The sequence below is a fragment of the Embleya sp. NPDC001921 genome, assembly GCF_053594475.1.
Genome location: NZ_JBSFEO010000103.1, coordinates 1 through 13,892, shown reverse-complemented (window position 1 = coordinate 13,892; position 13,892 = coordinate 1). Strand labels below are relative to the sequence as shown.

General features: G+C 67.2%; 10 protein-coding genes and 2 pseudogenes. 4 read left to right on the top strand and 8 right to left on the bottom strand.

Annotated features, from left to right (window positions below; translation table 11 throughout):
- Positions 1 to 450 precede the first annotated feature (450 nt).
- Positions 451 to 969 carry an STAS domain-containing protein gene (locus ACWCPW_RS50650; protein WP_449768444.1) on the bottom strand — a complete coding sequence of 173 codons (519 nt, stop codon included), beginning with the start codon at positions 967 to 969 and terminating at the stop codon, positions 451 to 453.
- A gap of 238 nt (positions 970 to 1,207) precedes the next feature.
- Here ACWCPW_RS50650 and ACWCPW_RS50645 point away from each other — a divergent pair, with 238 nt between their 5' ends.
- Positions 1,208 to 3,568, top strand: coding sequence for a WD40 repeat domain-containing protein (locus tag ACWCPW_RS50645; protein WP_449768443.1), 2,361 nt, complete (start codon positions 1,208 to 1,210; stop codon positions 3,566 to 3,568).
- A gap of 144 nt (positions 3,569 to 3,712) precedes the next feature.
- Here ACWCPW_RS50645 and ACWCPW_RS50640 read toward each other — a convergent pair.
- From ACWCPW_RS50640 to ACWCPW_RS50630, 3 genes and pseudogenes are all read right to left on the bottom strand, one after another.
- A pseudogene (locus tag ACWCPW_RS50640) lies at positions 3,713 to 3,893 on the bottom strand (AraC family transcriptional regulator); the annotation flags it as partial.
- Positions 3,894 to 4,071: 178 nt separating this feature from the next.
- Positions 4,072 to 5,577 (bottom strand): RNA-guided endonuclease TnpB family protein, encoded by a 1,506-nt coding sequence (locus tag ACWCPW_RS50635; RefSeq protein WP_449768442.1) that lies wholly within the window; start codon positions 5,575 to 5,577, stop codon positions 4,072 to 4,074.
- Between the two features lie 281 nt (positions 5,578 to 5,858).
- The gene (locus ACWCPW_RS50630) at positions 5,859 to 7,328 is read right to left on the bottom strand and encodes an RNA-guided endonuclease InsQ/TnpB family protein (RefSeq protein WP_449768441.1); all 1,470 of its coding nucleotides are present in this window, start codon (positions 7,326 to 7,328) and stop codon (positions 5,859 to 5,861) included.
- A 488-nt stretch (positions 7,329 to 7,816) separates the two neighbouring features.
- Between ACWCPW_RS50630 and ACWCPW_RS50625 the strand changes: the two genes are divergently transcribed.
- The 3 genes from ACWCPW_RS50625 to ACWCPW_RS50615 all read left to right on the top strand — a co-directional run bounded on the left by ACWCPW_RS50625 (position 7,817) and on the right by ACWCPW_RS50615 (position 10,137).
- On the top strand, positions 7,817 to 8,899 hold the full coding sequence (locus tag ACWCPW_RS50625) for an NlpC/P60 family protein (protein ID WP_449768440.1): 1,083 nt from the start codon (positions 7,817 to 7,819) through the stop codon (positions 8,897 to 8,899).
- Positions 8,900 to 9,319: 420 nt separating this feature from the next.
- Positions 9,320 to 9,529, top strand: a complete 210-nt coding sequence (locus ACWCPW_RS50620; RefSeq protein WP_449768439.1) for a hypothetical protein — start codon at positions 9,320 to 9,322, stop codon at positions 9,527 to 9,529.
- 260 nt (positions 9,530 to 9,789) lie between these two features.
- Positions 9,790 to 10,137, top strand: a complete 348-nt coding sequence (locus ACWCPW_RS50615; protein WP_449768438.1) for a DUF1330 domain-containing protein — start codon at positions 9,790 to 9,792, stop codon at positions 10,135 to 10,137.
- 106 nt (positions 10,138 to 10,243) lie between these two features.
- Here ACWCPW_RS50615 and ACWCPW_RS50610 read toward each other — a convergent pair whose 3' ends face one another.
- The 4 genes and pseudogenes from ACWCPW_RS50610 to ACWCPW_RS50595 form a co-directional block, all read right to left on the bottom strand.
- Positions 10,244 to 11,719, bottom strand: a complete 1,476-nt coding sequence (locus ACWCPW_RS50610; protein ID WP_449768437.1) for an FAD-binding protein — start codon at positions 11,717 to 11,719, stop codon at positions 10,244 to 10,246.
- A gap of 234 nt (positions 11,720 to 11,953) precedes the next feature.
- Positions 11,954 to 12,172 carry a hypothetical protein gene (locus ACWCPW_RS50605; protein WP_449768436.1) on the bottom strand — a complete coding sequence of 73 codons (219 nt, stop codon included), beginning with the start codon at positions 12,170 to 12,172 and terminating at the stop codon, positions 11,954 to 11,956.
- Between the two features lie 15 nt (positions 12,173 to 12,187).
- Positions 12,188 to 12,315: pseudogene (locus ACWCPW_RS50600) on the bottom strand (transcriptional regulator); the annotation flags it as partial.
- A 489-nt stretch (positions 12,316 to 12,804) separates the two neighbouring features.
- Positions 12,805 to 13,194: a WhiB family transcriptional regulator gene (locus tag ACWCPW_RS50595; RefSeq protein ID WP_449768435.1), complete on the bottom strand. Its 390-nt coding sequence runs from the start codon at positions 13,192 to 13,194 to the stop codon at positions 12,805 to 12,807.
- Between the last annotated feature and the right edge of the window lie 698 nt (positions 13,195 to 13,892).

The window sequence follows — 13,892 nt, the reverse complement described above, 5'->3', positions numbered from 1 at the left end:
CGGCATCGCCCGCCTGCACAACCTCACCCTCGCCGGATAACCCGGCCCCGAACCGCGGCCGACACACCCAAGATCACTTACGGGACAAGCCTTAGACGGTCCGAGCCCGGCACCGATGGCGATGACGCTGAGCGTGACCATGAGCGCTCGGGTCAAATTTCTCTTCATGTCTCCCCCACATTCCGCATGCTGAGGCGGGCGTTCGTGCGCTCCGCGCCATTGGTGGGCGCGGGAGTGCGCATCGCGCTCACCATTTCGCGTGTTGGACCGAGCCGATAGGAGAAGTGCGCCAAGGAACGTTCGACGATGGACGGCCGCATTCCAAAGCCTCCCTCGCCTGCGGATCCGGCGGAGCCCTGTGGACGTCGGACGCAAGGCCCCCGTGCACCGTTGAGCTGTCCGGCCGATGTCACCCGATGATCGTGATGGGGTCGTCGGGTGGCCGCTCGTTCAATAGAGGGCACAGTCTTGGTTCGCACGCGGATCGTACGGTGATGTGGAGGACGTGAGGCGGCTGCCCGGGTTCGGCCCGGCCGGCATCGCGAGCAACTTCGGTCGGTGGGCATCCGGACCGACGCGTGGGATCGCGGCGAGTGCCTGGGCTACACACGGGTGATCGGTCACGAAACGGGACACACCGGTCAGACGCAGGACGCGGCGGATGCGGTCGGGCACGGCGGCCAGGGCGAGGGTGCCATGGCGGGCGCGGGTATGCCGGAAGAGGGCGACCACCACGCTCACGCCGGTGGAGTCGCAGAACTCGACGTCGGCCAGGTTCAACACCAGATGGCGATGCCCCTGGCCGATCAGCGCGAGCGCCCGCGTCCGCAACACGTACGCGGTCTCGACGTCGAGTTCGCCGCGGACGTCCACGAGAGCGACATCCGCCCGCACGGTCCGGGTCGTCAGGACGAACGTCGGCGTGGCGTCGGAGTCGACGCCGCAGAGGGAGACGACGGGGTCGCTCACCGAAGGACTGCCCACCAACCCACCTCCCGGACTCGGCACCGATGCGACGAAACAGACCCGCCGACACGCGGACCACCATCCAAGGCGGCTCGGCTCCATCGGTCTTGGAAAGACGCGACGGATCCTTTCGCCCAGGAAATCCGACAACCGGGCTCCCCAAGTCCCGGGTGGAGTCGACGGACGAATCGCGCGAAGGTCGGTGGGGCGTGGTGTGGGATCTCGATGTTAGCTTCGCCGCGTGAACTCGAACGGTTTCGTATCCACCGGTTCCACGTACGCGCAACCGGGTGACCCACAACCAACCGTGGACGAGCTGTTGGCCGATCCACACTTCCTCGTACATGCGGATCCCAGCGAGGTGATCGCGTTGTCGCGGCGGGCCGTGGGGGAGGCCGCACGATTGTCCGCAGCCGTCTATCGCACGTCGTTCCCACGGCATCGCGCGGCCGCGCCGTCCGTACGTCGTGACGTCCTCGCTGTGGACGCCGCACGTTGGGGCGCCGGCATGTTGAGCGATCGGCTCGCTGAAGTCCCCGACGAGAACGGGGAACCGGCGCCGTTCGCGCCCACCTGGGCCACCGGCGCCCGCCTGGACGGCGCGGCTTTGTGGATCGCCAGGGCGGGCCATCACGAGCGAGGAACGGAACAGTCGTTCCAGGCGCTGGCGGCTGGTGTGGTGGAGGGGCGCGCGGTGGTGACCGCTGCCTCGCACGGCGAGACGGGGTGGACCTGGGACGCGCTGACCGGAGAACTGATAGCGCGCCCGCACTTCCCAGGGGTCTATGTCGAGGCCTTGGAATACCTGGAGGTGGACGGCAAACCGTCCTTGGTGGTCGGCGGCTACAGGCGTGGCGTGCGCCGCTCTCGGTCGACCATCCAGCACATGGACCCGATCTCCGGGCTGCCGGTCGGTGCACCGGCACGTGGCCACGCATCCCGGATCAAGGCACTGGCGACAACGGTCTTGAACGGTCGTGCGATCGCGATCGCCGGGAGCGAGGACGGCACTGCCCAAGCCTGGGATTCGCTTGCACAATGCCCCTTCGGTCCGCGGTTCCACAGGCACACCGGCAGCGTTGTCAGTGCGGCGACGGCAACGCTGAACGGCAGCACCGTGGCGGTCACAGGGGATTGTCATGGTGTTGTCCGTGTGTGGGATCCCGAAGAGGGTCGGGAGGTGTGTGAATCGTTGCGGGCCTCGAATCGACCGCTCGATTCCCTGGCTGTGTTCGTGCTCGACGGCCGCCCTGTGGTGATCACCGGCAGTTCGATCAGCTCCGTCAACCTCTACGACTTGGAAACCGGTGAGTTGATCCGGGAACTGCTCCCGGCAGGCCTCCTCGCGGGCCGCTCCCTGGCCCTTGCCGAGTTGGCCGGACGTCCCATCGTCGTTGCCGGGTCGTACGGCGGGCGCGTCCGAGTCCTGGACCCGACCACCGGGGACGCGTTGTGCGATCCGCTCCTGACCCACCACCTTTCCTTCGTGGCATCGGTGGCGGCAATCGATGTCGATGGTGTTCCGATCGTGATTGCCGCCGCCGGCTACGACTCGTCCGGGGTGCATGCGTGGGATCTGACTGCCGCGTGCGATGGCAGGGAAGCCAAACGGCCTCGGCCATTCCTCGGCCGGCCCACTGCCGTGAGCGTCGACGAGTCGCACGGCGGAAGCATCTTCGTCGCCGGGCATGTTGGCGGGATCAAAGCGTTCGGCCCAGAGCCCGGCATCAGGAGCTACGTGTCCGTCGTCGATCTCGCCGACGGCACCCGACTGCGGACGCCCATCGAGATCAAGAACACGGGAGGCGGGCCAGTCGTGGTGACCCGCATCGTCGGGGAACCGCTCGCGGTCACCGTGACCGACGACTACCGAACTCCGAGTTTGGTGCGCCTTTCCGACGGCGCACCGATGCCGACCTCCTTCACTCCCACCTCCCCCGCCAGGCGTCATAGGGGCCCGATTTCCGCCATAGCCACCGGCTACCTGCATGATCGGCCCATTGCGCTCACCGGTGGCCACCGCAACGAGGCCCGCGTCTGGTACCTGGACGACGGCGCGATGTGTGGTGCGACCATGGGACGGGGCAGCGCTGGTCGTGCCGCTGTCGAGGTCGCGGTGATCGCTACCCTCCGAGCGCGCGCGGTGGCCGTCACCGCCGGCCCACACCTCGAGGGCGGCGTCCATGTGTGGTGGGTGTCCAGTGGCCGTCAGGTGTGCCGACCGGAGATCGGCTCCGGTCGTGTCCACGCCATCGCGCTCGCTGATCTCGACGACACCCCGATCGCGGTGACCGCGGGTGACGACCGCCTGGTCCATGTCTGGTCCCTGGCCACCGGCAAACCGGTGCGAGCGGCTCTGAGCGGCCACACGGCGCCCATCCGCGCCGCTGCGACCATGCTCGGCGGAGAACGTACGATCGTCGCCACGGGTGGGGAGGACCGGACGGTGCGTCTGTGGGACCTCGACCACGAACGCCAACTCTGCCGCTTCGACCTGCCCGATGAGGTCACGATCCTCGCATCGACCTCCGACGGTCGCCTCGTCGTCGCATTCGGCCAGGACGTGGCCGTGTTCACACCGCAGCTCGACGGCAAGCCCTGATCCACGCGGCCGCAGCACGGAAGCGGGCGACCGGATCCGTCCCGCACCCCGGCGCGGAATCTCGAGTGGATCCGGTCGGCCTCGCGACGGCGTGTCTGGTGGCGACCGACCGGTCCATACGATCGACCCCTGTCTTTGTTCGCTCGAACTCGGTTGCCAGGTCCGCCACCGTCCACGAGTGGGCGGGTGCGTCGTGCATCAGCCGCAGCGCGCCGCCCACCACCGGATCCTCCAGCGCGCGGCACCACGCGGGGGCGCCCGCGTCCGGGGCGTCGAACCAGCCGCGCAGTGCCCGGACCAGCATCAGGTCGAGCATGCGATCCAAGGGAGCAGACGTCAACGTCGGATCCGACCCACCTGCGGCGAGTCCGTCTCCGGGGCGGCGTTTCTCGCGACGGCACGTCGCAGTCGTCGGCGGGACTCGCCGATTCACCGACCCACCCGCTCGCACGTCATTCCTCGCCGCGGCGCCGACGCACGTGGGTCGGTATCGCGGCGCGGGTTCAGTGCGGGCGACTCGCAGTGCAGGTGGCCGACGGGTTGACCCGCCGGGATGACCCTTGCGGGCCTTCTCGCTTCGTCACGGGTGCGTTCGAGGCACGAGTGCCTGTGGACGCGCCCGTTCCACGAGCGTTTCGCGTCTCCCCCTCGTCGGAGGCGACATGTTGGTGCGCGTGGCCCGCGATGCGCTCGATGTTGCGGGCACTGTTGACGGCCCGTCCCACCCGAAGATCGCATCGGTGGCAGGTGAATCGGTCGGCTCCGGGGCTCAGGGGTGGGTTTTCCCATCCGCACGAGGAGCAGGTTCGGTTGGTGGGCGTGGCGCGGTCGAGGACGACCGTCGTCGACCCGTACCAGGTTGCCTTGTAGGTGAGTTGTCGGCGCAGATCGCCAAGGGCCGCGTCGAGCATGAGGCGGTTGAAGCGGGTTCTGCTGCCCGGGTTCCTACCGGGGCGATCACGGGTGTCACCGGCGGAGGAGGTGAGCGCGAGAATGTCGAGGTTCTCCACGCCGACGACCGCGAACGTCGTCGTCAAACTTTTGCTGAGCCGGTGATGGTGGCCGGCACGTTGTTCGGCGATACGCGCGTGGATGACCGCGACGCGTCTCGCGGCCTTGGCGCGTCGCTTGGACCTCTTCTCGGTACGGGCATGCCGTCGTTGGGCCTTGGCCAGCCGAACGAGGTTGTGCTCGAGATAGCGAGGATGCGGAATCCGGTCGCTGTCGGGGTCGTCGGGCTCCAGGCGGCGAGAGAGCGTGGCCAGTACGCGCACGCCCAGATCGACGCCGACGGTGCCCGCCGCACGCTGGGCGCGAGTGGGGACCTCTGGTATGTCCTGGGCCACTTCGGCGAGGATCGACGCGTACCAGCGGGTTCCGCTCCGCGTAACCGTCACACACTTGAGGACGGCCCGTCCCCGATCGAGCAGACGGGAGAGCCGTTTGTTGGACTCGTGCAGGCGCACGGAACCGATCTTGGGGAGCACGACGCGGCGATACCCGTCGGTGCGGAGCGCGGACCCGTAGAGGCGGAAGGCGTCGCGTGCGCGTCCCTTCTTCTTGAACCGAGGCGCGCCCAAGGGTCGTCCCGCGCGCGTGCCGTTGATCGACCGAGCCCAGTTCTGCCACGCGGTGTCACAGTCGTCGAACGCGGACTGCAAGGCGTAGGTGGAGACTTCGTGCCACCACGGACACGGCCGATGCGGACCGAACGCGTCCTGCGTGAGCGTGTCTCGGCGCGAATCGCCCTTGATGGCGTTGAGGTGCTTCCGGATGGCGGCCTTGGTCGGGACAGGCGTCCTCGCCGCCTTGTTCGCGGACTCCAGGGTGTGCCCGTTCGCGACGAGATCCGCGATTTCCTCACGCCGGATCCGGTAGGCCGCGAGCTTCATGCCGTGCGCCCAGTTGAAGGCCCACCGCGCCGCACCCGCGTTTCGGCCGAACTCCTCGATCTGCGCCGGCGTGGGATCCAGGGCGAACCGATAGGCCCGCAGGACCGTGGCAAGCATGGTCACGGTCTCCCAACGCTGTCGATGTGATCGAACTCGACTGCCGAGTCCGGTGATCGGTCGTGTGGCGCGGGTCTCTCGCGGTTGGCGCCTGTGTCAACACTGGTCGGTGTCGCCGCGCGGGAAAAGGAATTTCGCGACTGCCGACCCGTCGATACCGCCGACGCGGATCCTTCGCCTCCGAGGGAAACGAACAGGTGGCGGGTCTCCGACCCACCCTGTCTCCCTCTCGCACGGTCGCGAACGCGCCGGTCGAGTGGGGAAGTCGGGTGACCGGTGGATTACTTCACCGGGGTGACCCAGTACGGGCCTTCTCGCATCGATGCGGTCACGTTCGACGTCACTGCGGTGTCGTCGGCTGTGTCCGCTCCACGAGCGTTTCGCGTCTCCTCTGTGTCAGGGGCGACGAGTGTCAGTTCATGGGCCATTCGTTGGATGTTGCGTGCCGAGTTGACGGACCGGGTGGTCTTCAGGCCGCACTTTCCACAGGTGAACCGGTCAGCCGACGGGCGGCGGGGTGGGTTTTCCCATCCGCACGACGAGCAGAGGCGGTTGGTGGATGTGCCCGGATCGAGGAAGATCGTTCTGGCGCCGTACCAGGGCGACTTGTAGCCGAGTTGGCGTCGAGTCTCGCCCAGGGCCGCGTCCAGCAGGTGCCGATTGAAGCGCGCCTTGACGCCGACGTTCGTACCGGGCCGCTCGATGGTTCCGTGCGCCGATCGGGTCAGTCCGACGAGATCGAATCGCTCGACGCCGATCGTCGTGAAACCGGTGACGATGCGTTTGGTGATCTGGTGGAGATGCCCGGCGCGGCGTTCGGCGATCCGGGCGTGCACGGCGGCGAACCGGCTTGCGGCCTTGCGACGCCGGCCGGAGCCCGCGCGGGTGCGGGTGAGTTTCTGTTGCGCCTTGCGCAGACGACGGGTGTCGCGAACGAGCCACCGCGGATTGGCGATTCGGTCGCTGCTCGGCACGCTCGGGTCCAGTGGTCGGGAAAGCGTGACGAGGGTGCTCACCCCCAGGTCGACGCCGACGGTGCCGGCGTCGCGCTGCGCGCGTGTGGGCCCGGACGGCGTGGTCATGGTGACCTCGGCCAGGACGCAGGCGTACCAGCGCGACCCACCACGGGCGACGGTGACGTTCTTGATGGCGGCGGTACCGCGGTCGATCAGACGCACGAGCCGCTTGGCCGACTCGTGCAGGCGTACGCTCCCGAGCCGGGGGAGGCCGATTCGACGATGACCGTCGAAGCGCAGCCCGCGGCCGTACAGGCGAAACGAGTCCCGCGATCTGCCCTTGCGTTTGAAGCGGGGAAAGCCCATGGCGGCACCGGCTCGCCGACCGGAGGCGGCCTTGGCCCAGTTGTCCCATGCGGTGTCGCAGTCCGTCATCGCGGACTGGAGTGCGTGGGTCGAGACCTCGTGCCACCACGCGCACGGTCGGTGTGGACCATGCGATTCGGGTCCGGGGACGTGGTGGCGGGAGTCGCCCTTGATCGAGTTCAGGTGCTTCTGGACGGTCGCCTTGTTCGGCACTCGAATCGTCGCGTGCTTCCGAGCCGACTCCTGTGTGTGCCCGACCGCGACCAGGTCGCCGATTTCGCCCCTGCGCGCCTCGTGAGCGGCGAGCTTGTGCGCGTTGGCCCAGTTGTAGGCCCAACGCGCGGCTCCCGCGTGTCGGGCGAGGTCGAGGAGTTGGGAGGAGGTGGGATCGAGGGCGAAGCGATATGTCCGCAGGACGGTCTCGGCCACGACCCTCCCCGGGACGACGCGACGCTGCTCCGACCCGGAAGCGGTGTGCTCAGGGCCCGTGGGATATGCCTTTTGCTCCCGGGAGCGGTGCCGCCTTCGGGCCGGGAGCGCATGACTTTCGCCGGTCGGGCATGAGCGGGCCGCGTTTGCCGTAACCGGTGCGGGCTATTCCACTCAGGACGAGACGACGGATGATCGGAAATACGCGCCAGATTTCCGGTAGCGAGATTCGGTTCCCTGATTCGGACAAGCGGGTCATGTCGGATGAAGGGGAGGTGATCGGGGTCGGAATACCGCGACAAACTTTCGGGAATACGATGCTCTTTGAAGTCTTGGTAATGTGACCGTCGCCGAGTACGGTCATACGCGATTGGATGTGGCGTTGCGGCCGACGATCGGTGCGATGTCGGCCGCTCACCCGACGGTCCGTCGGATTCGATGCGGGATCGCGACGAGATTCATCGGTCCCTTAAGGAGAGTCGTCACCAGTGGCGTCCAAACGTCGACCCGGGCAACACCGCAAACCCAAGCCGCGCAGCGCGGTTCGCACCGCGGCCACCGTCGTGACGGCGGCCGCGACGATGACGGGCGTGATCGCTTTCTCGGGCGCCGCCCATGCCGATCCCGCTCCCCGGCTCCAGGAGGTCAAGGAGCAGGTCGACAAGTTGCACAGCGATGTGGTCAAAGCCACCGACATCGCCAACGGCGTCGAGGAGCAGATCGAGAAGCAGCAGATTGCGGTCAATCGGACTCAGGACCGTGTCGCCGAGGAGCAGGCCGCGCTCAACACGTTGCGCGACCAGATCGGTCTGCTCGCCGCCGACGTGTACCGCAGCGGCGGGCTTCCGCCCGAGCTCTCGCTGGCGCTCAGTGGTGACCCCGAAGGCTTCCTGCAGAAAGCGCAGATGCTCGCGCACCTCGACGGCCGGCAGGCCGCTCAGCTCCGCGAGGTCGCCACGCGGGCCCGCGTCCTTCAGCAGGACCGTACCGAGGCCTCCACGCAGCTTGCGGAACTGGAGAGGCTGCGGACCGAGCTGAACCGGAACAAGACCGAGATCCAGACGAAGCTCGCCGAGGCACAGCGTCTGCTGAACACGTTGAACGCGAAGCAGCGGCAAGAGGTTCTCACGTCCGACGAGCACGCCCAGGACGATTCCCGGACGTCGCCGCGCGGCTCGGGCGACAAGACCGAGAAACCGACCACCACGGTCCCCGTCTCCGGTCGCGCCGGCCTGGCGATCGAGTTCGCCCGGGAACAACTCGGAAAGTCGTACGTCTCCGGCGCGGAAGGCCCCGACAGCTATGACTGTTCGGGTCTGACCCAGGCCTCCTGGGCGGCGGCCGGCGTCAAGCTGAGCCGCACCACCTACACCCAGATCAAGGACGGCCCGAAGATCACCAGTATCGACCAGCTCAAGGAGGGCGATCTGATCTTCTTCTACCCGGACAACAGGCATGTGGGCCTGTATATCGGCAACGACATGATGATCCACGCTCCGCGCCCCGGGGTCAAAGTCAAGGTGGAGTCGATCCGCACGATGCCGTTCCTTGCAGGCGTTCGACCCGGCTAGCGAGGCGGCGGTATCGGTCGCATTTTTACAAGCACGCAGACCGGAGAGAGTTCGCGACGCTTTTGCCACCTCCGGTGCGCCTTTCGTCTTTCCCGAGTCCCAACCAGCTCCGTCTTCTTGTGGTGGTTCGAGGGCCATGGTGAGCTGTTTTTATGTGCCTTGGACAACCGAAGGCGCATCGGAGGAATTGACGTCTTTCTCCTATGGCGAACGCAGGTGCCGTCGCATGCTCTCAGGTGAACACCCTAAGGAGAGACGATGCGCAAATCGGCTGTAGTGAGAAGTGTTGTCCTTGCGATGGCCCTCGCCGGAAGCGGTGTGGCCGTAGCACCCGCCGCACAGGCCGCCCCGTCGGCAGCGAGAGCGAATCCGGGGCCGGGGCCGATCTACAAGTGCCTGGGCGCCTCCGTCGGGGACGGAGTGAAGTTCCGCTCTGGCCCCGGTACCGGTTACTCGGCCTACGGATCGTTGAATCGGGACAACACCGTCCAGGGCTACTGGGGCGCGAGCCCCGACTGGCGGATCTCGACGAACAGCTACAAGTACGTGTACAGCTTCCGTCACGGTCGTTGGGGCTGGGTGGCGAGTTGGCTGGTAAATATCTACCCGGCGACGTGCAGCCGGGCCTGAGCCGCCTGCGTGGAGAACCTCGGCAGACTTCCGTGGTCTCCGGCCATCGCCTGAGCTGCTCGGTGGACCGACTCGTGTGCGACGCGGCAACGCCGACTCATGGCGTCGCGTGCTCCCCACTGATCGTCGCGTCTCGAAGTTCGACGCGACCCGTTGCGCGGTATTGATTCGATATGAGCATCGATGAGTCCCTCGTACCTCTCGACAGGGACTTGTCGAGGCACGATCGGGATTGCCCCGGAAATGAAGAGCAGGTTCGGATGAGTGGTACGAAGTCGTCGCCGGCGTATGTCGTGGCGATCCTGGCGAACATCGTTCCGCACGCGGAGGTCGAGGAGTACCTCGATCGCGTTCAGGACACGTTGACACCCTTCTCGGGGCGATACCTCGTGCACGGCGGGGAGTTGGAAGTGGTCGAACACCCGTGGAGCGGTTCGCTCGTCGTGATCGAGTTCCCGAGCAGGGCTGATGCGACCTCGTGGTACGAGTCTCCCGCGTACCAGGACATCCTCCCGCTGCGTACCGAACACATGGACAGCGCGCTGGTGATCGTCGACGGAGTCCCTGAGGGCTACGTGTCGAACGCCGCGTCCAGTTCGGTTACCTGAGGCGACCGACCGCGCCTCCCCCGACGCGGAGAAGTCGCCCCGCCCCACCGTCCCTCGGGCCTGTCGTGCTTGTCGCACAGGCCCGAGGGACGGTGTCGTTGGCGGGTCAGAAGATTCCCGGTCCGGGGGCGAGGATGTTGTCGGGGTCGTAGCGCTGCTTGCGCCTGACGAGTTCGGGCCAGCGGGCGCCGTATTGGCGCTTCCAGTCCGCGCGATCGAAGTCGAGCGTCCCGATCGGATAGCGCGTCCCGCCCGCGGCGCGGGCCCGGTCGAAGAGTGCCCGGTTTCGGGCCGCCATGCTCGCGGCGAAACCGGCCGGCGGATCGCTGGTGGGCGAGGTGGTCAGGATGTCGAAGAGGTGCACCCAGGTGTCCGAGTTCGGCACGCTGAAGAAGGGCCGGGTGAGCTTGGCGCGTTGCTGCGGGAACATGAGCAGGAAGCCGGCCGGGCCCACGTCCGCAGGAGTGAGGGTGGGCAACACCGAGGCGACGAAGCGTTCGATGGCGTCGTCGGGGAGCCAGACGTCGAACCAGGGTTTGACCAGGCGTTCGTATCCGCTCGTCGAATCGATGAAACCGTTGATCCGCTCCAGGTACGCGGCCAGTGGCAGGTCCACGACGGACGCGTCCGTGGCCGCGACGCTCAAACCGCGCAACAGTTGAGCCGTGTCGGGCGGCGAAGCGGTGTCGTAGTAGGCGACGGCTTGGAGCAGGTAGTCCCATCCCGCTGGACCAGGTGCCCAGATGTTGTAGGCCTCGTCGAGTTCGCCGCGGCGGAGCAGTGTACGCAGGTCGCGGAAGAAGCGGGCGTTGTCGGTGTACTTGATGGTGTGCAGCCGAGCCATCGCGGGTGCGCGGACGAGGTCGACCTTCGCGCGGGTGATCACCCCGCACTGTCCGAGACCGCCCAACATCACCTCGAACAGCTCGCGGTTCTCGGTCGCGGAACAGGTGAGCAACTCGCCCGTACCCGTGACCACTTCGAGTTGACGGACGCGGTCGATCTGGGCGCCTTGCGCGAAGCGCCCGGAGACACCGCCGACCGACAACGTCCCCGCGACGGACAGATTCGTGTAGTCCGTGAGCTGCGGCGGGACCAGCCCCTGTGCCAGGGTCGCCCGCACGAGATCACTCCACAGCACACCGGCGTCGACATCGGCGGCGGTGGGTCCGATCGAGTGGATACGGTTCAGCGATCCGGTCGCGATGACGAGCCCCGGCGAAAGGCTCTGGCCGTCGGTGGTGTGGCCCGCGCCGCGTGCGGCCACCTTGATGCCGTTGCGTCGTGCGAACCGGATCATTCGTTGGATGTCAGCCGTCGATCCGGGATGCAGGACGGCCCGCGGCACCACACGGGTCAGGTTGCCGTTGTCGACGGCGACCGCCTGGCGCGAGGGCTCGTCGAGCAGCAACTCCCCGTCCAGGCCGGGAACGGAGTCGAACGAGGAAGGTGTGGTCTCGGCCGCGGCCGCCCGGGTGATCCACTGCCCGGAGACGGTATCGATGCCCACGACCATCGCCGTGGTGGCGAGTCCTCGGGCGAAGGTGCGGCGACTGATATCGGGGAAACTCCGATCGGACATGATGGTGAGGTTCTCCTCCCGCTTCGCCGAGTCGACAGGTGTTCGTCCCGACGGAACAGAACCTCGTTCGTCCGACTCCGCGCACGATTGATTGCGACCGCAATATTCCGATGCGGTAATACCGATGCTGGTACCTCGGAGTGCGGTTCGGATCGGAGAAACGCGTCGTGACAAGGGGGGAGACCCTCGACCCCGCACAGGCGGCTGCCGGTGCCTTGGTCCGAGGGGCGCGTTTCAGGTCGCTGCGGCTTCCACAGGCCAGATCCCGCGGCACGTGTGCGGACTCTCCGAGGACATCAATCGCCCCAGCCGCTCCCGGGACGGCTCGTCGGCCGGGGTGTACACCACCACCCGCGTCTCGGGGGCGATGGGGGTGAGCTGTGTCCCCGCGAGGTTGAGCAGCCCGACCTCGGCGCTGCGAATCCGCTTGATCCGTCGAGCGGGCGAAACCACTTCACGCCGGCTTCAGCGCCGCAGCCCCGGTGTGCGGCGTCGCAGGCCAGGTGGGAGCCCCACGTCCAAGGGGTCCGGCGCTCGCGTCGACTGCGCAGGAAGGCGCCCAGTTCGGCGTTTCGACTCGCGATGTTCTCGCTCACGTGGTCATGTCGGCGCGCCGTGGGAATTCCTGCCGGCCCCCGGCGCGAAAGTTCGTTGTCGCGAAAATCCTATTCGCCGTCGTCGTGGTCAGGGCAAAATCGCCCGCGTCGAAGATCGTTCGGCTGATGCTGTCTGGGACGAACTTTGCTTCTCCGCAAGGAAGTTCATGGCGATGGCAGATCGTCGCACGGTTCGTGGCCGCGCCTGTCGCGGTCGTCGCGCGAGCCGTACGCGCTCTCCCTCGAGTGATCGTTCGACGGCCGCGCCGCGTCGTCCGAAGGTCGACGTTGACCCGGAGCGGCCCCGAATCGCTTGTGTGAGCGATGTGTTCCAGGCGTGTCACACCGTCCGGGATCGAGACCGCGGACAGTTGCCCGGCTTGAATCCCGTGACCGGTGGACAACGCGTACCAGGCTCGCCGTCCGCTTCGGCAGGCGCAGGTGTACCTGTCACGAGCGTGGCCCGCAGGGACGCCCGACACGCCTGCCTCACCGGACGCCGGCGACCCGGGTCTTCGCAGACGTGACTTCGGCCGTGTGCGAGCGCGGGGTCGACGTTCGGAGACTCTCGACCGGATTCAACGCGCTGGAACGTGCTCGACCGGAGGGCATGGTCCGCACCACCTCACCGTTGCGCAGCAGTTCCCCTCCCCAAACACCGCACGACTCGTTGCGCGCCAGCGCCTCGGCCAGGCAGAACTGGTTCAAAGGGCACAGGCGGCACGTCGTCTTGGCACTCTCGACACCCGCGAACGTCTCATCGAAGAAGACTTCCGGATTGCGTGAGCGGCACGGCACGGCTCCGTTGAGCTTTCGAATCCGATCGTGCAGAGTCTCCCCCGAGGACACGCCTCGGAGGGCGCGTGTCGCGGTGGACATGGTCTCTCCCCATCTTTTCGTGATCACGGGATCCCGGTGCTCGTGGGCCGCTCTCGGCCGAGTCCGCAGATGTCCGCACCGAGCACGATCAAGACTCTCTGCTTGGTGAATCGGTGGACTTGTAGGAAGCCGCCGAATCGCCGAGGAAGGAACCGCTGTCCGCACAGGCGCGGCGTGGATCGGCCACGATGCCTTCCGGACCGTCCGGACCTGCGGATGTCACACGACGCCGACCCAAGTGAAGACGCCCGCGACACGATGCGGGAGCCCTCCAGGGCGATCCCGAGAAGCGTTTACATGGCAGCGGCTGCGCCGGCTACGGCGCAGCCGCCTGCGAGGGCCCATGGAACCGGTGTCGCCAACGGGGTTGCGACATCCCGCTCCGCTCGCGGGTAAACGATCGCCGACCGCAGCCGGCCGTGCCAAGGAAGAACACGCCACCAACACCGGTTGCCGGCGGCGATTCGGAAACCCGTGGACATGATGTCCGAGACCCGACGGAACGAGATCACAAGGTTGCCTTGGGGTGGGCAGAAGAGACAGGCGCCCTCCGCGAGGTGGCAGGCGTGCGTTCGGGGTGGTCGGGGCGAATAGCGTTGACTTTCATGACCCAATCGCACGGCTTTGAGACCCTGGCGATCCATGCCGGGCAGGAACCCGACCCGTTGACCGGGGCCGTGGTTCCGCCGATCTACCAG

Bases quoted from the DNA above. Each gene is read 5' to 3' on its own strand.
- ACWCPW_RS50635 (WP_449768442.1), bottom strand. From the start codon at position 5,577: ATGCTTGCCACGGTCCTGCGGGCCTATCGGTTCGCCCTGGATCCCACG.
- ACWCPW_RS50595 (WP_449768435.1), bottom strand. From the start codon at position 13,194: ATGTCCACCGCGACACGCGCCCTCCGAGGCGTGTCCTCGGGGGAGACT.
- ACWCPW_RS50610 (WP_449768437.1), bottom strand. From the start codon at position 11,719: ATGTCCGATCGGAGTTTCCCCGATATCAGTCGCCGCACCTTCGCCCGA.
- ACWCPW_RS50615 (WP_449768438.1), top strand. From the start codon at position 9,790: ATGAGTGGTACGAAGTCGTCGCCGGCGTATGTCGTGGCGATCCTGGCG.